The sequence below is a fragment of the Brevibacterium atlanticum genome, assembly GCF_011617245.1.
Lineage (GTDB): Bacteria > Actinomycetota > Actinomycetes > Actinomycetales > Brevibacteriaceae > Brevibacterium > Brevibacterium atlanticum.
In genome coordinates, this window is the sequence record NZ_CP050152.1 from 781,110 (window position 1) to 800,361 (window position 19,252).

Here is a 19,252-nt window from a genome sequence, read left to right on the forward strand (position 1 = left end):
CCGTGCGGTCGGGTGGGACTGTGCGACCAGGTGGGACTGTGCAGTCGGGTGGAACAGGGGAACCGTGCGATTGGGTGGAATCACGGGGCCGGGCGGTTGGGTGGAACTGCGCAGCCGGGCGGTTGGGTGGAACTGCGCAGCCGGGCGGGCAGAGGCCCGCGGTCAGAACGGTGGGGGATCGACCGTGAGGTCGTGGTCCCAGTTCACCTTCTTGGGCGCAAAGTGGCGGTCCCAGGGATCGTCGGCTCTGCGGCCCGCGGTCCTCGCGGTGCGCTCGGGCCGTGTTGTGGTGTCGTCAGAGTCACCGGTGCCAGTGCGGCCGGTGCTGCTGCCGCGGGTGCTTCCGGCGGACCCATTGGGGTCGGTCGTATCCTTGGGGTCGTCGGGCCCGTTGGGATCGAAGGGAATGTCTTCGATATCGAGTCCCGAGAGGCGGTACCACTTCACCACGCGCGCGTACCGGGCGTTTCCGGTCAGCTGCTTCAGCGCCGACGGGTTGCTTCCGGCGGGGAGGCAGGGCTGGAAGACAGAGTTCTCCCAGTCGAGACAGCGCTGCAGTCGCAGCCGCTTCCGGGCGGCTCGCTGCTTCGCGAACGCTCTCGACAGGCGCTGCTCCCGTTCTTCGCGCGCTGCCTCGAGCCGCTTCTTCTCGTCCCGGTCGCGAATCGTCGACTCACCGGGCATGAGCTCGAGCACCTGCGGTGCAGGCGGGACCACCTCTGCGGGCAGACTCCACCGCTTGAGGCGCAGTTGTGCCAGGGCAGCGATCTCGAGGGCGTGGGCGATGTTGATCGGCTGTTCGGGCGCGACCACAGTGGTCGAGATTCCGTGCCGGAATCTGTACTCGACCTCGCCGGACTTGGGCATGGCGACGCCATAACGGTCGGCGGTCTTGAGCGCGTGGTGCTTCTTGCACAGCGGATGGAGGTTTCCGAACCGGGTCAGACCGCCCTTGGCGGGCGCGAGGTGGAAGAACGGGACGACGTGGTCCATCTCCGCTCGCTCCGCCCGGCGTGAGCAGCCCGGGACGGTGCAGACCGTCCACTGCTCGATGAGGGTCTTCCGCAGATCCTGCGGAACCACGTAGCTCGTGGCTTTCGCATCGATCGGTGTCCCGGTGGCGGGATCGGTGAGGATCCGCTGGATGGACTTCGACCGTCCCGCGATGGTGCGGGCAACGTCGGCGGGCACGGGCGAACCGTCGGCGAACGTTCCGGGAAGGTCAGAGTCGCCGGTCAGGCTGAGGAACGGCACGGTCACCACGGTGGCGGCCTGGTGCGACAGCCACTGCTGGGTCGTCGGCATGCGCAGCTTCACCCAGTACTCCACGGGACCACGGTCATCCTCGTCGGCGCCGAACGCGGAACCGGCAGAGCGGTCGGCAACAGCCTCAGCGTCGGGCTGGTCGTTCGTCGGAGCCGGGACAGACTGTTGCCCAGAAGCGCCGCTGGTCTTCGGTGCGACGGCCGGGTCGCTCGACGATCCCGCACTCGCCGCATGATTTGCGACCTTCTTGGCGAAGTCGGCGAGGCCGTCTTCGGAATCCACGCCGGCAACGAGTTCGCCGTTCGCATCGAGCAGCGATGCCTCGTTCGTCGTCTGGAACCCCGTGACGGGATCGACGGAGACGACCTTGACGTTCAGCTCCGGCACAGGCCGGATGAACAGGTCGTACCTGAGCTGGTCGATGGACCGTTCGTCGCTGACGGCGACCCCGGGCGGGAGGTCGAATGAGGTGTTGTTCTTCCCATGCACGGCCAGCGCCATGCCGGTGATGCGGTCATAGCTTGAGAAGATCTCGGCCGAGGGGCCGCTGACGATGAGGCTGGCAGAGCCGTCCTTGTGTCCCTCGACGTCGACGCGACGACGCTTGGCGGCGACCTCGGTCAGGTCGGACGGGGGTACGAGGAGGCTGATCGCCTTGGCCAGCGCCTTGCGCAGGGTCTCGCAGGTGATATCGATTCGCTTGGTTGCGAGGAAGGCATCGAGCTCGGGCAGATGTTCGAACGCCACGTTCGCGCACAACTGGGCGGCGACGTCGACGTGTGCCTGAGTGAACTCGCCGCCGCGCACGCGGTCGGCAAAGCGGGGGAGACCGTAGAAGATCGTCATGGCCCACGCCATCTGTCGGTTGGTGCGTGCGGCGTTGGTGCCGAGCACCGTTGAGATCTCGACGAGATCCTCTGCGTCCACATTCTCGTAGACCCACTGCGAGAAGCACATGCGGCGGTCGAACGCGGGGAAGTCCGGCAGCGCCGACGCGGTGTCGTCCTCGGCTTCTGCAGTGGCCGTCTCAGTCTGCGAGCGAGCGAACGCTTCATCGAAAGGCAGGATCGCGGTCGAGGGCGCGACGGCTGCGGTCGTGCTGGGCTCGAGATCGGTCGCAGTCTTCTCCTCCTGGGCGAGGCGGTCCAGGGTCCCGGCGATCGTCGTGCAACGGAACGGCTGGGCGCCTTCGGGGACGGCGAATTCGTAGTCGAGGAGGATCTGCTCGAGAACTACGGCGGAAGCCGATTCGAGGACTTCGAAACGGGCGCGGTCGGAGGCCACGGCCGCCTCGGCGAAGCGGGACATGTTCGACTCGAAGCGGATGGCAAAGCGGGGCGAGGCCGCCGTTGTCTCTGCTGTGTCTGCGTTCGACCCGGTCGAACGTGCCTTGGTGCCCTTCATTGCGATTTCACCTGCCTCGGACTTCGTTGTCGGAGATGTGGAGCTGATTTGAAAAGCTGTTACCACTATGATAATCGATCAAGTGAGCGATGACAATAGAAAAATAAAAATAGTTTCGAATATGTTTCGATGACCAGTGACCAGTGGTTTCGTTGTCCGACCATCTTCGCATCCGGCACTGACACAAGAACCACGGCCGGCTGACACGAGGTTCACGGCAGGCCGACGCAAGAACTGCGGCTGGTTGACACGAGGTTCACGAGCGGTTGACACGAGAACTGTGGCCGGCTGACATGAATGTGACGGTCGGCTGACACGAGCTCGTCGACCGCCTGGCGCTGGAGCGGCTCCCGCCTGCGTATCGCGGAATCCGGCCATGGCGCTGGGGATCGAAGCCCGGCCAGGACGCCGGGGATCGAAGCCCGGCCATTGCGCGAGAGGTCGCAATCCGGCCAGGGCACTAACGATCGATACCCGGCAGAGATCGGGAGATCGGAACCCAGTCAAAGGTTCGGAGAACATGCCACCGAAACGAGGGACAACCTCGGCGGGGGTGGGATTTCCGGGTGAAACAGCTCACCTCATCGGTTATGCTGATCGGGTTGCCGGATGCGACCCATGAGGTCGGTACTCGCCTACATGCGAGCCGTATCCGCACAGCGCGCAGCCGCGGCGCCCTTCACCAAGGGCGAACACCACGGAGCGCGCAGGCGTCACCGCACCATCCTTCACTGGTGACCAGTTCTTCGTCCCGACCGCCACGGCGAACCCATTCGGGGGAGTCCGACGTCGTGCCAGCGATGGCCCGCGGCCAGACGATCACTGCCGGCAGCAGAGCATCCGCCCGCCCGCCGCATCAACCACGAGGACCAACCATGACGACCACAGCCTCCAACTCGACCTCCGCCGCTCAGAACTCGCAGGCTCCCATCACCGATGAGGAGATCTTCGCTGCGCACGAGGGCGGCAAGCTGTCCGCCGAGCTGACCAGCCCGCTCGAGACCCAGCGTGATCTTTCGATCGCCTACACCCCGGGAGTGGCCAAGGTCTGCACTGCGATCAAGGACGAACCGCAGCTGGCCCGCACGCACACGTGGACCGGCCGCCTCGTTGCGGTCATCTCCGACGGGTCGGCTGTGCTCGGCCTCGGTGACATCGGCCCCGCCGCATCACTGCCGGTGATGGAGGGCAAGTGCGCCCTGTTCAAGTCGTTCTCCGGGCTCAACGCGATCCCGATCGTGCTCGACACCAATGACACCGACGAGATCGTCGAGACCATCGTCCGCATGGCTCCGACCTTCGGTGCGATCAACCTCGAGGACATCTCCGCTCCACGCTGCTTCGAGATCGAGGATCGGGTCAAGGAAGCCCTCGACATCCCCGTCATGCATGATGACCAGCACGGCACCGCCGTCGTCGTCCTCGCCGCGCTGACGAATGCGCTGCGCGTGGTCGACAAGCCCTTCGATTCCATCCGCGTCGCCGTCTCCGGTGCCGGTGCTGCAGGCGTGGCCGTCGCGAAGATCCTCGCCGACGCTGGAGTCAGTGACGTCGTTGTGCTCGATTCCAAGGGAATCGTCGAATCCGGCCGGGCCGACCTCTCCGAGACCAAGCAGGCCATCGCCGCATCAACCAATCCGCGCGGGATCTCCGGCGGGATCGGCGAGGCCCTCGACGGAGCCGACGTCTTCATCGGCGTCTCCGGAGGCACCATCGACGAGGTTCACCTGGAGAAGATGGCCGACGACGCGATCATCTTCGCCCTGTCGAACCCCAACCCCGAGGTGACCCCCGATATCGCCGCGAAGTACGCGACCGTGGTGGCCACCGGGCGCAGCGACTTCCCGAATCAGATTAACAACGTTCTCGCGTTCCCCGGGATCTTCCGCGGTGCGCTCGACGCCGACGCCAGCGAGATCACCGACGACATGAAACTCGTCGCGGCCCGTGCGATCGCCGATCTCGTCGGCGATGACCTGGCTCCGGGGTACGTAGTGCCCGGTGCGCTCGATTCTAGGGTGGCCCCGGCCGTCGCCGAGGCGGTCGAGAAGTCCGCGTTGGAGGCGATGACCGAGCGCTGACGCTTCGGTTGGGCTCTATTCGAGCTGAGTCCGCACACAGCTGAGGGCGGGCGAGGAAGTTTCGACTTCCTCGCCCGCCCTTCTGCGTGTGCCCCGGTAGTGGAGCATCACTCACCGTTAGCCGTAATACCACCCGCAGGGACGGGGTGGAGTGAGGCTGTCGGTGCGGGATGGTGTCGGCCGGTCGGAGGCTCGGCCCGCTCGAGCCGCCGTCGACGCGGCCCGTGCCGCCCACCGCTAGCCGCGTGCCGCCCAGGACTTGCCGCGTGCCGCGTCCAGTCAGTCGTCGGTGACGGTGATGGTCACGTCGATGTTGCCGCGGGTCGCGTTCGAGTACGGGCAGACCTGGTGGGCCTTGTCGGCGAGAGCCTGAGCCTCGGCCTTGTCGAGGTGCGGGAGGGTGACCTCGAGTTCGACGGCGAGCTGGAACCCGCCCTCGTTGTTCTTTCCGATGCTCACTCGCGAGCCGACCGCCGAGTCATCGACGTTCGCCTTGGCCTGACCGGCGACGAGGCGCAGAGCCGAGTGGTAGCAGGCGGCGTAGCCGACGGCGAAGAGCTGTTCGGGGTTGGTGCCGTTGCCGCTGCCGCCCATCTCAGTGGGAGTCGCGAGATCGACATCGACCTTTCCGTCGCTCGTGCGGCCGTGGCCGTCGCGGCCTTCGCCGGTGGCCAGTGCTTCTGCGGTGTAGAGAGCCTTCATGATTCTTCCTTTCATCGGTGGTGCAGTGTGGGTTCAGGGGGTGGGTGCGTGATCCCCGCGGAGATTGCCTGTCAGCGTACGGAGGGTCTCCAGCAGTACGGGCAGTGCGTCGGGATCGAGCTGCGTGCGCGCTCCGATGCGAGCCGGCACGCATTCGGCGCGTTCCTTGGCCGCCGCGCCCGCGGCGGTCGGGCGAACGAAGACGCTGCGCGAGTCTTCGGCTGATCGATGTCGTGTGATGAACCCGAGCTTCTCGAGTCTCGAGAGAAGAGGGGAGAGTGTGCCCGAATCCAGCTGCAGACGTTCGCCGAGGCGCTTGACCGTTACGCCTTCCGGATCCGTAATGTCCGGCTCGGCGCTCTTCGACTCCGGGTGGTCGGACTCGGCGCCGTTCTCCCACAGCACGAGCATGACCAGGTACTGCGGATACGTGATGCCGAGCTCGGCGAGCAGATCCTTGTACGACGCAGTCATCGCACGCGACGCCGAATAGAGGGCGAAGCAGAGCTGCCTGTCGAGATCGAGCGGGTTCATATGGCAATGGTTGCACACAATTCAATTGTGCACAACCAATATGGCGGAATGGGTGTTGTGATCAGGATCGGGAAGTGGTCGTTGAGCGCGGTGACCCTGCTCGGGGCGTGGGTTGGGCGGTTCTGAAAACGGTGCGGCGAATACAGCGCTGAATACGACTGAGGGGCGGGCGAAGATCTCTCTTCGCCCGCCCCTCAGCGGTCTGGCGTGGGCGATGTTCCCGCGAATATTGTCGGTTCGGCCCGTGGAGTGCCGCTCCGCCCTCGATGTGGCGCTTCATCCATGATGCGGGGTCGGCGGCCGGTCGGTCCTGCGGGCTCAGCGCCGGTTACTGCTACGGGTTCTGCGGCGGCTGCTGACCGTTCGGAGGCTGCTGGCCGTTCGTCCACTGCTGGGCGATCGACTGTGCTCGCGACTTCAGCGACTGTGCGTCCGGCTGAGCTGACCCCTGTCCATATCCCTGACTTGATCCCTGGCCATACCCCTGACCGGAATCCTGACCGGACTCACCCGAACTCGGCGGCGTCGTCGGCTGCGGCGGTACGCTGCGACGCTCGGTGCGGTGACTCGAGCCGTACCTGCTTTCGGGCGCGGCCAAGCCCGCCCCATCCTCGGCGGCATTGGCGGCGAACAGTGCGTTCCTGATCTCCTGCCCCATCTCGCCCAGGCCGCCCGGGTTCGAGGGCATGAACAGCACGTTCGACCGGCCCTCCTGGGCGACGTTCTGCATGGTGTCGAAGTACTGGGTCATCATCAGCAGCTGCTCGGCCGTCTTGTCGATGCCCACCTCCTGCAGCTTCGCATACTGCTCGGCGATACCGGTCGCGATCGCCTTGCGCTGAGCGGCCACACCCTCACCGTGCAGGCGCATCGCCTCGGACTCGGCCTGAGCCTGCGTGACGCGTTTGATCTTGTCCGCCTCGGCGAGGGACTGCGCGGCGACCCGGTCGCGCTGAGCGGCATTGATCGAGTTCATCGAATCCCGGACTCGCGGGTCCGGAGTGATGTCGGTGACCAGAGTGCTGACGATCTTGAAGCCGTAGCGCTTCATCGACTCCGACAGTCGGCGCTCGACGTTCTCGGCGATGTCGTCCTTCGACTCGAAAGCGGTGTCGAGTGTCAGTCCCGACAGCGCCGAACGGACGGTGTCGAAGACATAGGAGCGGATCTGCTCCTCGGAGTTCGCCAGCCGGTAGTAGGCATCGGCGACATTGTCTTCCTCGACGACGTACTGAACGGCGACGGGCACGGTGACGAAGACATTGTCCTTCGTCTTCGACTCGATGTTGACCTCGAGCTGCTGGACGCGCAGCGAGATCGGTCGGCTCAACGTCTCGATGAGCGGCATCTTCGTATTCAGCCCCGGCTTCGCGACCTTCTTGAACTTGCCGAAACGTTCGACGACGACGTTCTCCTGCGTCTTCACCGTGAAGAATATGCTCGTGCGCAGCTTGCCGAAGAGCAGAACGGCGACGACGAGGATGACGATGACTACGGCGATGGTGACCGCGAGTCCAGTCATGACTACCCCCATGGGTCGTGGTTGTCGGTCGCGCAGCGACCGCTGATGTCTACCACCCTAGTAGTCCGACGCCGTTGCGTATACGGCAAGGTCGCTGTGCGGCTTTCGAATTCGTCGCTCGTCGCTCGGGGCTCGAGCAGGGAGCTGTGGGCTTTGGAGGAGCGGTACATAGAATGGTGCCCAGAAGCTGCCCCGAAGAAGGGGCTGACCAGGGGAGACGGGAGAGGTCATGGAAGTCGTCATCGCCGACGAGGACACCCTGGCGCTGTTGGCCGCCGATACCATCGAACGGCTGCTGCGCACCGAGGCTGCCCCCGTGCTCGGTCTGGCGACCGGGTCGAGTCCCCTGCGCATCTACGATGAGCTCACTCGCAGGCACGCCGAGGCGGCGCTGTCCTTCACGCATGCGCAGGCGTTCATGCTCGACGAATACGTCGGCATCGCCGACGATCATCCCCAGCGCTACCGCAACGTCATCGACACCGCGATCGCCACCCGTGTGGACTTCCCCGACGGGGCCGTCCACGGGCCCGACGGTTCCGCGGACGACCTCGCGGCCGCCGCGGCGGACTATGAGCGGATGATCGCCGAGGCGGGTGGAATCGATCTGCAGATCCTCGGGATCGGCACCGACGGTCACATCGCGTTCAACGAACCGGGATCCTCGCTGGCCTCGCGGACGCGAGTGAAGACCCTGACCCGGCAGACGCGAGCCGACAACGCGCGGTTCTTCGACGACGACATCGACCGCGTCCCGAACCATTGCCTGACGCAGGGATTGGGCACGATCATGGAGGCGCGGCACCTCGTGCTCATCGCCGTCGGCGGGAACAAGGCCGAGGCCGTGCACCAGATGGTCGAGGGCCCGATCTCGGCGATGTGGCCGGCGACCGTGCTGCAGTTGCACCCGCATGTGACTGTCCTGGTGGACGATCAGGCCGCGTCCCGGCTGCAGCTCGGGGACTATTATCGACATGCCTATGAGAACAAGCCGGAGTGGCAGAACTTCTGAGCCCGAGAGCGGGACAGGACACCTTCAGCGAGGAGGGGGACGCATGACGTCATCGACAACCGACGGGAATCGGCTCGGTTTCCCGTTCGACAATGCCTCGGTGGCGGCGCGCCTGCGGGAGCTGCCTGCCGCCGCTGCGGCCGAAGCGCTCACGGTGCGGACCTCGCGGGGCGAGTTCAGCGCCTTCCGCGCGACGCCGACGCGACCTGACCCCAGCCTCGGCGATGCGGTGCTGGTGCACGGGTGGCCGGAGTACGCCTCGTGCTGGGAGGACACGGCTGCCGGTCTCCTCGCGCAGGGGATGAGTGTCTTCGCCTATGACCAGCGAGGATATTCGCCAGGTGCGCGCCCCGATGCTGTCGAGGATTACGCGGTATCGCATCTGGTGGCCGACCTCGACGAGGTGACCCGGGCCGCCGGAATCGAGCGTTTCCACCTCGTCGGCCACGACTGGGGCGGCGTGGTCGCGTGGCCGTTCGTCGCGAACCATCCGCAGCGCCTGCACACGTGCACCGTCGTCTCGACCCCGCACCCGAAAGCGCTGGGCAAGCAGCTGAAGACCGATGATGAGCAGTACGCCCGGATGGATTACATGCGCTCGATCCAGGACCACCCCGAGGCAGTGGCGAACTCCCTGCTGCGCAATGACGGTGAGCGGCTCATCGGACTCTATGGCGGCGCTGTGCCCGATGAGCTCGCCGCTTCGTACGTGGAGCGCTTCTCCGAACCGGGCGCCTTCATCTCCGTGCTCAAGTACTACCAGGCCATGGCGCTCGACGACCGGATACCGAGCACCCCGATCACGGTGCCGACGAACTTCGTCTGGGGCAGCGAGGACGTCGCGTTCACTCGGACCACCGCCGAACTCAGCGCCCGCTGGGTCGACGGGCCCTACCGCTTCGTTCCGCTCGAAGGCGCATCGCACTGGCTGCCCGAATCGCATCCGGACGCCATCGTTGCGGTCGTGATTGAGGGCGCGCAGGAGTATGCCGCCGGCGTTGATGCGGGAGGCCCGGCCGGCGAGGAAATCGAAGAGATCGGGGAAGTGACGAGTGAAGGAGATCAGGAATAATGAGCAGTGCTCAACCGCTTGACGGAATCACAGTGATCTCGTTGGCAGGCAATCTTCCCGGGCCCTTGGCCGCCGCGCGACTGACGGCCCTCGGGGCACACGTGATCAAGGTCGAGTCGCCGTCGGGAGATGCCCTCGAAGCGGGTGTGCCCGCCTACTATGCGGAACTGACGGCGGGGCAGGAGATCCTTACGCTCGACCTCAAGAATCCTGCTGAGTTCGCTCGGTTGCGGGAGCTCGCCGCCGAGGCGGACATCCTGCTCACCGCGATGCGACCGAAGGCCGCTGCCGCGCTCGGGCTGCCCGACCTCGTCGAGGAGTACGCGCTCGTCCATGTCGAGATCGTCGGCTTCGCCGGGGACCGCGCCGACGTGCCCGGCCACGACCTCACCTACCAGGCGGCACACGCCACTCTGGTGCCCGGGCACATGCCGACGATCCCCGTCGCCGATGTGCTCGGCGGCGAGCACGCTGCGCTCGAGGCGCTCGCCGGTCTGCGGGAGCGGGATGTGCGGCAGGGTGGTGCTGGGGTCGGAGACGGTGCAGGTGCGGGCAGCGCGGTCGTGGGCGGCACGGGTGACGGCAGTGCACCGGGCGGAATTGTTCGGCGGGTCGTCCTCGACGAGGCGGCCGCGTGGGCGGCAGGGCCGGCACGGCACGGTTTGAGCTCACCGGGCGGCCACCTCGGCGGGGGAACTCCCTTCTATCGCACCTACGCCACTGCCGACGGACACGTGGCGGTCGCCTGCCTGGAGCCGCACTTCGCGAAGGCGCTCGCGGCGAACCTCGGGGCCGATCACGAAACGCTCGAACGGGCCTTCGCCGGCGAACCCACCGCCCATTGGGCGGCCTTCGCAACAGAACACGACCTGCCGATCGAGGCCATCGTCGGAAACTGAGCCCATCGACTAAGGCCGGGCCGCGCCCGCCCACCTGAGCGCCCCCTCAAGACCGCGCCCGCGCGCGTGTGACAAGATTGAGGGCGTGTCGAAAGTACTTGAGATCCTGACCCCGGAGGGTCTGCCGCCGCTGGGAGAGAAACCCGGCGTCTCCTACATCATGCCGGTGCTCAACGAGGCCGAACACATCAGGCAGGCGATCACCACGATCCTCTCCCAGGACTACGACGGGGACAAGGAAGTCGTCCTCGCCCTCGGCCCCTCGACCGACGACACGAACGCCATCATCGCCGCCATGGCCGCGACCGACTCCCGCATCCAGACCGTCGACAACCCGCAGGCGGCGACCCCGATCGGACTCAACCTCGCGATCGGCGCGACCCACCACCCGGTGATCATCCGCGTCGACGCGCACTCGGGACTCAGCCCCGACTACACGCAGCAGGCCATCGACACCCTGCGCGAGACGAAGGCTGCGAACTGCGGCGGACTGATGCTCGCCCGCGGCAAGACCTCCTTCCAGAAAGCCGTGGCCAGGGCCTACATGTCCCCGGTCGGCCTCGGCGGCCCCGCCTACCACTCCGGCGACGAAGCCGGGGAGGCCGAGTCCGCCTACCTCGGCGTCTACCGGCGTGAGGTCTTCGACACCCTCGACGGCTTCGACGAAGGCATCAAGCGCGGACAGGACTGGGAACTCAACCTGCGCATCCGCACCGCCGGCGGCCGCATCTGGTTCAACCCGGACATGCAGGTCACCTACTGGCCGCGCGGCACCTGGTCGAAGATCGCCCAGCAGTTCTGGGCCACCGGCATCTGGCGGGCCGAACTCATCCGCCGCTACGGGGGCAAGAACTCGCTGCGCTACTTCGCCCCGCCGATCCTCGTGCTCGGCATGGTCGCCGCCGTCATCGAAACCCTGCTCCAGCTGACCGGCACCACGAAGCGGTGGCCGAAGTTCCTTCGCCGCTTCACCTCACTCATCCACGTCCCGAGCTTCGGCTACATCGCGGGGATTCTCGCCACCGCCTCGGCGGCGAAGGACTGCGGACGTCGGGAACGATTCTGGTTCGGCATCGTCCTGCCCACCATGCACCTGAGCTGGGGTGCCGGATTCCTCAAGGGCCTGGTCACCGGTGCCGGAGCGACGAAGGACAGCAGCCGATGAGCAAGAAGAAACGTCGGCTGGACAAGGACCGCTACGGTCGCAGCTTCACCGATCCGCTGCCCTCGGTCGACCCCGAATCCCGTGATCGCGTCCCCGTCCCCGACCGCCCGGAACCGAAGAGATTCAACGCGCCCCTGTGGGCCGGCGGGGTCGTCGTCCTCCTCGTCATCGGCGTCGTCGCAGTCAACGTCTTCGGGTCGAAGGATCGGCTGACCGTCGACTCGCTCAACCCGCCGGCCGTCGCCGCGCTCGACGGCGGATCCGCGGTGTACCCGGCGAACTCGAAGCGCGCCTTCACCGAGAACGTGAAGTTCGGCTACCTGCCCGCCCCGACCCTGACCGCGTTGGGGGACGGCACGATCGTCGCAGCGAACCCCGAGACGGCCACCGAGTCGATGAAACTGAAGAAGGGCCTCGACGAACTCACCGCCGCCGAATTCGCCGACGCCACGATCACGCCCTCGCGCAAGGACACGGAAGCCGGGAAGACCATCACTTGGGACGACCTCGTCGATGAGGTCGGCGGTGACACCGTCATCATGCCCGCCATCGACACCGCCGAGGTGGCCGGACCCGCGCTGAAGACCATCACCGAGGCGGAGCTGACCGACTCGACCATCGTGCGCACCGATGACGCCGAGGTGGCGCGTGCCGCCGCCGATGCCGACATCGACGCGATGTTCACCGGGGACTACACCAAGACTTCGCCCGATGACCTCAGCGGTGCCGGCTACACCGCGGTCGCCGTCGCTGCGGATGCCGTGTCGTCCTGGGCCGAATCCGACCTGAAAGTCTGGGCCACCGACGCGAAGAACAAGAAGCAGCTCGACAACCTCGCCGACGAAGGCGCCACCGGTGCGCTGAGCACGAACCCGTACACGGTCCTGCCGTCGGAGATGAAGACCGACTGATACCGGCGCTGGGGCGGGGAGCCGCCTCGGTGCGAATGACCACGACCCATGACGAGAACCACGACGAACCTCGACGAAAAGGAGACGCTATGACCCAGCCGATCGGAAACCCCTCGCACATCGGGAATCTCGATGCCAGCCAGCTCGGCCCGCAGCCGACCTACCTGCCCGAGGATCACCCGGATGTCGAGGCGAAGAAGCGCATCGACGCCGGTGAGGAGCCCATCGACGTCGCAGCAGTGCTTCCCGCCTCATCCCTGGCGTGGGCCGAACTCGCCGATGAGGCGCACAAGGAAGGTCGCCTCGTCGACGCCTACGCCTATGCGCGTGTGGGCTACCACCGCGGACTCGACGCCCTGCGTGCCGCCGGTTGGCGCGGCGCCGGCCCGATCCCATACTCCCACGAGGTCAATCGCGGTTTCCTCCGTGCCCTCTACGCGCTCGGCCGTGCCGCCGGTGCGATCGGCGAGGGCGAGGAAGCTGCTCGCATCGAAGAGTTCCTCGCCTCGTCCGACCCGCACGCCGTCGAGGCCATCGGCCGCGGGGAGTGAGCGGAAGCCGATCTGACGCGGCGTTGGCGCTGCGGCGCCGCCGGTCGCGTCGAATGTGCTGCCAGTGACTGCACCGACTGTGCTGACTGTGCCGTGGCGCCGACGGGGCCGCTGAATCCAAGCTAAGTGGAGCCAGATTGTCCTCTACTTGCGAGTAGACGTGCAATCTGGCTCCACTCATCTCTTGTTCGCGTGGGCAGAGACCTCGTCTCCGTGTTGCGCCGGGTTGATGCGACCCATTGTGGGGGCTCTGTAGTCGGTCGCGGACGGCGCACGTGCGAAGCGTTCTGACGGGGGCGCGGTCGACGATGAATAGTCATATTTCAACTGGTGTCTTTCATCGTCGGCCGGGCCGCCAGCTATTTCGGAGAGAGCCGCTTCCCGCCCGACAGTTCAGCGGCCATCTGCCGGGCGCTGTGTTCGACGTTGAAAACTCTAACTGCGGATCCGCATCGCAGGGTCCAACCTTGACGGACGAACGCTTGTTTGTAAAACTATTGCTACCTAAATCTCATCGCGCCGGGTCCTGAGCATGGTTGCCGGGACGTCGAAGTGATCTTGTCCCTCGGCGGCTGCAGCGCCATTGACGAGGAAAGGTGGACAAAGTGGTCAAAGTAGTAGCGGTCGTCAAAGCCAAAAGCGGGTTGGGCCGTAGAGAATTTCTGGACGAATGGCAGATCGAACATCCTGTGTATGTCAGAAGGCTTCCACATATTCGCCGATACACCCAGAGCCCTGCCATCGACCATCGGAAGCAGTGGCCCTACAGCGGAATGGCCGAGCTGTGGTTCGACTCGATCGACGACGTCAAGGTCGCTTTTGCTGGAACCGAGGCCGAGGCTATGTTCGACCACGAGCACCAGTTCCTCGAATCGGTCGAATGGTTCTTGGCAGATGAGTTCGCGGTGCAGTTGTAGTCCGCCGTCCAACGTTCAGAGAGGAACGTTATGATTCCCGCGCAAGCGCCAGTACTCGATCGGGACCAGATCTCACGCAGCTCTATTGAGGAGTGGGATTCTGCCGTCGATGACGTACATACGCGGCTTGAGTTTCGTGATGACAGTCGGAGGAGTTTCTCAGGCTCTCTGTCGACTTCTTCCTTCGGGCGGTTGAGCGCCTGCAGTTTTCGCGGGACGGCGCTGACAGCGTCACGTGTCCGACGCGACATTGCACAAAGTGATGTGGGAACCACCATCATGATTTGGCAGTTCCAGGGCCGGGGCCGAGGAATCCAGAGAGGCATCGAGGCTGACCTGCTCCCCGGCAGCATCATGTTTCTTGATCTCGACGCTCCTTACGAAGTCAATTGCTCGGACGAGTTTGGCCAACTCGTCATTCACGTTCCCACCGAGCGGTTGGAAAGCCGACTGCAATCGCGTGGTGTCCGGCGCGACTTCCGTGGAGCCTCTTTGTGCAGCAGTGCAGAGGCAGTGCCGTGGATGTGCTTCCTCGGCAGCGCGTTCTCTCAGGCCCAAGAAGCAGGCGAAAACTCCCTGCGCTCCCTGGAATCTCCTGCAGTGGAGGCCCTGGCATCGTTGGCTGCGATGTCGATTGGCCAGCAAGGGCATGAGACAAACGCCGAGGTGCTTTACCGGGAGGCAAGTCGGGTCATCAAGGCCGAATACTCTCGCTACGACTTCACTGCCGAGGACCTGGCCCGAAGTCTGCATGTCTCAAGACGAACCCTGTTCAGAGCACTCGACAAATGTGGGGCCGGTTTCTCTTCGTTGCTGCAGGAAACACGACTGACGGCCGCCGCCCGAATACTCGATCAGACGGTTTCAACATTAACGCTCGAGGCGGTCGGGCACACAGTCGGCTACCTGTCGGCGTCGACCTTCTACACGAGATTCCGCGAGAAATTCGGAATCTCACCGGGAGAATATCGGCAGCAGGCGTTGACGATTGGCACTCTTCCACATATCTGCTGACACTGAAGCGAAAGCGCTCCGCTGCCACGAATCCTAGTGTGACATTACGAGATCGACGAAGATCTGCATCCCACACAACGAGGAGTGAGAAGAATGAAAGCATTGGTGCTGACCGGTTTCAACCAGGACCTTGAAGTCATGGAAGTACCCGATCCAGAACTCAAGTCGGAGCACGACGTCATCGTGAGGGTAGAAGCCAACGGCATCTGCCGCAGCGACTGGCACCTGTGGATGGGCGACTGGAGCTGGATCGGGCTCAACCTCGAGCTGCCACACGTCATGGGGCATGAATTTTCCGGCGTCATCGAGGAGGTCGGCAAGGAGGTCACTCGATTCAAACCCGGCGACAGGGTGATGGTCCCTCATGCTCACGGAGACGCAAGCTGTGAATACTGTCTTACGGGACATCAGAACGTCTGCGAACATGTGACTTTCGCCGGAACCGACTACTGGGGTGGCTACGGTCGCTATGTCAATGTTCCCAACGGTGATCGAAACGTCATCAAACTGCCTGACAACGTCGAGTACGATGCCGCGGCGGGCCTCGGCTGCCGCTTCATGACGGCATTCCACGGCGTCGTGGATCAGGCCGCTGTCCGCCCAGGTGAGTGGGTCTCCGTGCACGGCTGCGGGGGAGTAGGGCTGTCCGCTATACATATAGCCGTTGCCTCAGGCGCGCACGTGGTGGCAGTCGATATCAACGAAGACGCTCTGAAACTGGCCCGTGAGCTCGGAGCAGTAGCCACCGTCAATGCCACGAACGGCGATGTGACGGAGCAGATTCGCGGAATCACTGGCGGAGGTGCCCATGTCGCGGTCGATGCACTCGGAATCGCGGCCACGTGCCAGGCCGCCATCGGTTCGCTGCGCAAACGTGGGCGGATGCTTCAGCTCGGGATGACTTCCAACGCTGAGGCGGGACTGATTCCTGTGCCCATCGACGCCATCGTCCTCCAGGAACTGCAGATCATCGGTTCTGCCAATATGCCGATCGGTCGCTATCCGGACATGATGCGCATGGTAGAGAACAGCATCCTCCGCCCCGAAGAATTGGTCACCAACAGGGTCAGCTTGGACGAAGCCGCCGCCGTGCTCGCCTCTCTGGGCGAATACCGCGGTGCCGGTGTCTCCGTGCTCAACAAGTGGTAATCACCAGCAGAACAGGAGATCGATCATGAAAATGAGTATCAACGGCAGCGCGGTCGACGCAAAGTCGGGTCAGACGATAGACACGATCAACGCGGCTACAGGCAAGCTGATCGATACGATTCCCGAAGGCACGCGTGACGACGTTGCACAGGCCCTCGACGCGGCCGCGGCCGGAAAACGGGAGTGGGGGCGCGTCCCCGCGCACGAGCGCAGTCGCATCCTGCTGCGATTCGTCGAGTTGGCGCAGAAGCATGAAGAGGAACTCGCTGAGCTCCTCGCGGCCGAAAGCGGCAAGATCCTCGCCCACGCCAAGAGCGAGTTCGCCACTTCGATGCGGATCTTCACCGGTTTCGCCGAAGAGACAAAACGATTGTTCGGCGAAGCGATTCCCCTGGACGTTCAGCCTGGACTCGAAGCGGATCTGCTGCTGACCCGTCGCGAGCCCCTGGGCGTCATCGTGGCAGTTCTGGCCTTCAACTTCCCCGTCGAGTTGTACGCACAGAAAGTCGGTGCTGCCCTCGCCGGTGGAAACGCGATGATCGTAAAGCCGCCGGAGAAGGACTCGCTCACCTGCATCCGTCTCACTGAACTGCTCCACGAGGCCGGAGTTCCCGGAGCGGCTCTGCAGGTGGTCACTGGCTACGGTTCAGAGGTCGGGTCGGCGCTCACCAGTAGCGACCGCATCGACGCCGTCAGCTTCACCGGGTCCAGCGCCGTCGGTGCAGAGATCGGTGCAGCGGCCGGCCGAAATTCTGTACGCGCGTTCCTCGAACTCAGCGGCAATGATGCGTTCATCGTCTGTGACGATGCCGATGTCGATCTTGCCGTGGAACAGGCAGCGATGGGCCGCCTTTATGGCAATGGTCAGGTCTGCGTGGCTACGAAGCGCATCATGGTTGCCGATTCCGTCTACGCTCAATTCGTCGACAAGCTAGTAGATGCAGTCAGCGGGAAGACATTGGGCGATCCCACCGATCCGAACACTGAGGTAGGTCCCCTTATCGATGAAAGGGCGGCCAAGAAAGTCGAAGACCAGGTCAATGAGGCTGTCGCCGCAGGAGCCACAGTGAGGTTGGGCGGTACCCGGCAAGGTGCCCTGGTCGAACCGACGGTGCTCGAAATCGCCACGACGTCTGATATCGCCATCGACGAAGAGATCTTCGGCCCGGTGTACTCGGTAATGAAGTTCTCTACCGTCGACGAGGCAATCGACCTCGCAAATCAGAGCTCCTATGGACTCGGCGGTGCGGTGTTCAGCAGCGACTACAAGACGGCATTCGATGTCGCGAGCAGGATGGAGACAGGAATGGTCTCCATCAATGGCGGCAATCTGTACCGCCCCGATTTGAGCGCCTTCGGAGGATATAAGAAGAGCGGCATCGGGCGAGAAGGATTCCGGTACACCCTCGAAGAGATGACGCAGATCAAGAACATCGTCATGAGAGGCATTCTGCCGACGGCCTGAACCAGGCAACATGCAATAGCGCCGCGCGAGAACTGAGCAACCCGTTCTCGCGCGGCGTACATCACCGAAAATAGAAGGGACCGTGAGGATGGAGACACACGCTCAGTTAGCAGGAAAGACGGCCCTCGTCACCGGAGGTGAGAGCGGAATCGGTCGGTCGATCGTCGAACTCTTCGTCGCGAATGGAGCGAAGGTGCACGTGATCGGCCTGAATGAGCCCCAATTGGACGAAGTTCGTCGGGAACTTGGCCATGACTCGGTTTCGAACGCAGCTGCGGATGTCACGGACGAACACGCGCTCGCTGATGCCATCACAGCGGGGGCAGATCGGTGGGGCAACTATGACATCATCGTATCCAACGCCGGTATCGGCTGTACGGTCGCTCCGATCGAGCGTCAGCACTCTGCCGAGTTCCTCAAGGTGCTCCACGTCCACGTCCTCGGTGCCTTCCACACTCTCAAGCACGCCACTCCGCTCGTGGCCGATGGCGGTAGCGTGGTGATCACCTCCTCGACAGCAGGTCTGAGCGGCTACGCAGAGACCGCGCCGTATGTGGCGGCGAAACATGCACAGGTCGGATTGATGCGCACCGCGTACAAAGAACTTGCGTCGCGCGGGATTCGGGTGAATACACTCAATCCGGGGCCCACCCAGACCGCTTTGCAGGACGGAATCGCGAAGCAGTCGACCGGACATGCCGACGCCGCTGTCGCCGCACAGGCGATCGCCGAGGGCATTCCCCTGGGACGGTACAACACTCCGGAAGAGATTGCGGGCTCGGTCCTTTATCTCGCTTCTGATCTCTCAAAGACCGTGACGGGAACGACTCTCGTCGTCGACGGTGGATTCTTGGGTTGAGCGACCTGAGTCTTTCACAGAAAGGTACGAGCGATGCTCAAACGAATCACATATCTGGAAAAGCTACCCGAGCTGACAACTGAACAATTCAGTGACCACTGGTCAACTACTCACGCTGGCATCGCGAAGGACCTGCCCGGTCTTGCCTGCTACCTCCAGAACCATGTCGAGGAACACCTTGCTGATGTCAACGCCGGGGATGCCTACCGTGTCGATGGCATCGTGGAACTGTGGTTCGACGAGGCGGACGTTGTCCATGCCGCCAGCGATTCGCCGGTGGGTGACAGGCTGATCGAGGACGAGAAGAGGTTTCTTGCGGGGCTGACAGGAGGCCCTGTGCTCGGTGGTGCGCCGCATCCGCCATGGCCGTTCAAGGTATGGGTACTCGGCCTGTCGGCCGAGGGTGCTGACCCCCGGTTCGCGGGGAGCTGGCTGAGTGACGCAGCTCAGCAGTTTCCAGATGCGATTGGTTCGGAAGCGAACCGATTGGACTCGAATCCGCAGCTGCTTCGCAGGGAAGCGCTGCGCAGCGAACCGAAGATTCCGGACGTTGCCCTCACTCTGGGGTTTGCCTCATGGGAACTTGCGAACGTTGCCGCGCAGAATCTTACTGCGCAGTCAGAACGACTCACAGCAGCCATGGAGAATATTCACGTCTACGTTGCTGCCGAAAGGCAGATCGTCCCGGGTTCCGGACAATCGGCAGAGAGGTGACCGTGCGGCGTCGTC

General features: G+C 64.2%; 17 protein-coding genes. 13 read left to right on the forward strand and 4 right to left on the reverse strand.

Annotated elements, in window-relative coordinates:
- Positions 1-162: 162 nt before the first annotated feature.
- Positions 163-2,670, reverse strand: a complete 2,508-nt coding sequence (locus GUY23_RS03330; protein ID WP_166969718.1) for an HNH endonuclease signature motif containing protein — start codon at positions 2,668-2,670, stop codon at positions 163-165.
- Between the two features lie 875 nt (positions 2,671-3,545).
- Between GUY23_RS03330 and GUY23_RS03335 the strand changes: the two genes are divergently transcribed.
- Positions 3,546-4,751: an NAD(P)-dependent malic enzyme gene (locus tag GUY23_RS03335; RefSeq protein WP_166969720.1), complete on the forward strand. Its 1,206-nt coding sequence runs from the start codon at positions 3,546-3,548 to the stop codon at positions 4,749-4,751.
- A gap of 279 nt (positions 4,752-5,030) precedes the next feature.
- On the opposite strand, the gene GUY23_RS03340 is transcribed toward GUY23_RS03335, so the two are convergent.
- From GUY23_RS03340 to GUY23_RS03350, 3 genes are all read right to left on the reverse strand, one after another.
- The gene (locus GUY23_RS03340) at positions 5,031-5,453 is read right to left on the reverse strand and encodes an organic hydroperoxide resistance protein (protein WP_166969722.1); all 423 of its coding nucleotides are present in this window, start codon (positions 5,451-5,453) and stop codon (positions 5,031-5,033) included.
- A gap of 33 nt (positions 5,454-5,486) precedes the next feature.
- A complete protein-coding gene (locus GUY23_RS03345) occupies positions 5,487-5,987 on the reverse strand; it encodes a MarR family winged helix-turn-helix transcriptional regulator (protein ID WP_166969724.1) in 501 nt (166 codons plus the stop codon).
- Positions 5,988-6,321: 334 nt separating this feature from the next.
- On the reverse strand, positions 6,322-7,509 hold the full coding sequence (locus tag GUY23_RS03350; RefSeq protein ID WP_228282706.1) for an SPFH domain-containing protein: 1,188 nt from the start codon (positions 7,507-7,509) through the stop codon (positions 6,322-6,324).
- Between the two features lie 229 nt (positions 7,510-7,738).
- Between GUY23_RS03350 and nagB the strand changes: the two genes are divergently transcribed.
- The 12 genes from nagB to GUY23_RS03410 all read left to right on the forward strand — a co-directional run bounded on the left by nagB (position 7,739) and on the right by GUY23_RS03410 (position 19,237).
- Positions 7,739-8,521, forward strand: a complete 783-nt coding sequence (gene nagB / locus GUY23_RS03355) for a glucosamine-6-phosphate deaminase (protein WP_166969728.1) — start codon at positions 7,739-7,741, stop codon at positions 8,519-8,521.
- A 43-nt stretch (positions 8,522-8,564) separates the two neighbouring features.
- The gene (locus tag GUY23_RS03360) at positions 8,565-9,593 is read left to right on the forward strand and encodes an alpha/beta fold hydrolase (RefSeq protein ID WP_166969730.1); all 1,029 of its coding nucleotides are present in this window, start codon (positions 8,565-8,567) and stop codon (positions 9,591-9,593) included.
- On the forward strand, positions 9,593-10,492 hold the full coding sequence (locus tag GUY23_RS03365) for a CoA transferase (protein ID WP_166969732.1): 900 nt from the start codon (positions 9,593-9,595) through the stop codon (positions 10,490-10,492). The genes GUY23_RS03360 and GUY23_RS03365 overlap by 1 nt, the downstream gene beginning before the upstream one ends.
- An 85-nt stretch (positions 10,493-10,577) precedes the next feature.
- Entirely contained in the window at positions 10,578-11,657 is a 1,080-nt protein-coding gene (locus tag GUY23_RS03370; RefSeq protein ID WP_166969734.1) for a glycosyltransferase family 2 protein, read from the forward strand.
- Positions 11,654-12,568 (forward strand): hypothetical protein, encoded by a 915-nt coding sequence (locus GUY23_RS03375; RefSeq protein ID WP_166969736.1) that lies wholly within the window; start codon positions 11,654-11,656, stop codon positions 12,566-12,568. Before GUY23_RS03370 ends, GUY23_RS03375 begins: the two co-directional genes overlap by 4 nt.
- A gap of 89 nt (positions 12,569-12,657) precedes the next feature.
- The gene (locus tag GUY23_RS03380) at positions 12,658-13,119 is read left to right on the forward strand and encodes a DUF3151 domain-containing protein (protein WP_166969738.1); all 462 of its coding nucleotides are present in this window, start codon (positions 12,658-12,660) and stop codon (positions 13,117-13,119) included.
- Positions 13,120-13,715: 596 nt separating this feature from the next.
- Positions 13,716-14,036 (forward strand): EthD family reductase, encoded by a 321-nt coding sequence (locus GUY23_RS03385; protein ID WP_228282709.1) that lies wholly within the window; start codon positions 13,716-13,718, stop codon positions 14,034-14,036.
- A gap of 30 nt (positions 14,037-14,066) precedes the next feature.
- Complete coding sequence (locus GUY23_RS03390) at positions 14,067-15,050, forward strand: helix-turn-helix transcriptional regulator (protein ID WP_166969740.1); 984 nt, start codon at positions 14,067-14,069, stop codon at positions 15,048-15,050.
- Between the two features lie 93 nt (positions 15,051-15,143).
- The gene (locus GUY23_RS03395) at positions 15,144-16,199 is read left to right on the forward strand and encodes a zinc-dependent alcohol dehydrogenase family protein (RefSeq protein ID WP_166969742.1); all 1,056 of its coding nucleotides are present in this window, start codon (positions 15,144-15,146) and stop codon (positions 16,197-16,199) included.
- 25 nt (positions 16,200-16,224) lie between these two features.
- The gene (locus GUY23_RS03400; RefSeq protein WP_166969744.1) at positions 16,225-17,664 is read left to right on the forward strand and encodes an aldehyde dehydrogenase family protein; all 1,440 of its coding nucleotides are present in this window, start codon (positions 16,225-16,227) and stop codon (positions 17,662-17,664) included.
- 88 nt (positions 17,665-17,752) lie between these two features.
- Positions 17,753-18,523 (forward strand): SDR family NAD(P)-dependent oxidoreductase, encoded by a 771-nt coding sequence (locus GUY23_RS03405; RefSeq protein ID WP_166969746.1) that lies wholly within the window; start codon positions 17,753-17,755, stop codon positions 18,521-18,523.
- Positions 18,524-18,556: 33 nt separating this feature from the next.
- Entirely contained in the window at positions 18,557-19,237 is a 681-nt protein-coding gene (locus GUY23_RS03410; protein WP_166969748.1) for an EthD domain-containing protein, read from the forward strand.
- Positions 19,238-19,252: the final 15 nt, after the last annotated feature.

Coding starts and splice junctions, on each gene's coding strand:
- GUY23_RS03330 (WP_166969718.1), bottom strand. CDS start 2,670: ATGAAGGGCACCAAGGCACGTTCGACCGGGTCGAACGCAGACACAGCA.
- GUY23_RS03335 (WP_166969720.1), top strand. CDS start 3,546: ATGACGACCACAGCCTCCAACTCGACCTCCGCCGCTCAGAACTCGCAG.
- GUY23_RS03340 (WP_166969722.1), bottom strand. CDS start 5,453: ATGAAGGCTCTCTACACCGCAGAAGCACTGGCCACCGGCGAAGGCCGC.
- GUY23_RS03345 (WP_166969724.1), bottom strand. CDS start 5,987: ATGAACCCGCTCGATCTCGACAGGCAGCTCTGCTTCGCCCTCTATTCG.
- GUY23_RS03350 (WP_228282706.1), bottom strand. CDS start 7,509: ATGACTGGACTCGCGGTCACCATCGCCGTAGTCATCGTCATCCTCGTC.
- nagB (WP_166969728.1), top strand. CDS start 7,739: ATGGAAGTCGTCATCGCCGACGAGGACACCCTGGCGCTGTTGGCCGCC.
- GUY23_RS03360 (WP_166969730.1), top strand. CDS start 8,565: ATGACGTCATCGACAACCGACGGGAATCGGCTCGGTTTCCCGTTCGAC.
- GUY23_RS03365 (WP_166969732.1), top strand. CDS start 9,593: ATGAGCAGTGCTCAACCGCTTGACGGAATCACAGTGATCTCGTTGGCA.
- GUY23_RS03375 (WP_166969736.1), top strand. CDS start 11,654: ATGAGCAAGAAGAAACGTCGGCTGGACAAGGACCGCTACGGTCGCAGC.
- GUY23_RS03380 (WP_166969738.1), top strand. CDS start 12,658: ATGACCCAGCCGATCGGAAACCCCTCGCACATCGGGAATCTCGATGCC.
- GUY23_RS03390 (WP_166969740.1), top strand. CDS start 14,067: ATGATTCCCGCGCAAGCGCCAGTACTCGATCGGGACCAGATCTCACGC.
- GUY23_RS03395 (WP_166969742.1), top strand. CDS start 15,144: ATGAAAGCATTGGTGCTGACCGGTTTCAACCAGGACCTTGAAGTCATG.
- GUY23_RS03400 (WP_166969744.1), top strand. CDS start 16,225: ATGAAAATGAGTATCAACGGCAGCGCGGTCGACGCAAAGTCGGGTCAG.
- GUY23_RS03405 (WP_166969746.1), top strand. CDS start 17,753: ATGGAGACACACGCTCAGTTAGCAGGAAAGACGGCCCTCGTCACCGGA.
- GUY23_RS03410 (WP_166969748.1), top strand. CDS start 18,557: ATGCTCAAACGAATCACATATCTGGAAAAGCTACCCGAGCTGACAACT.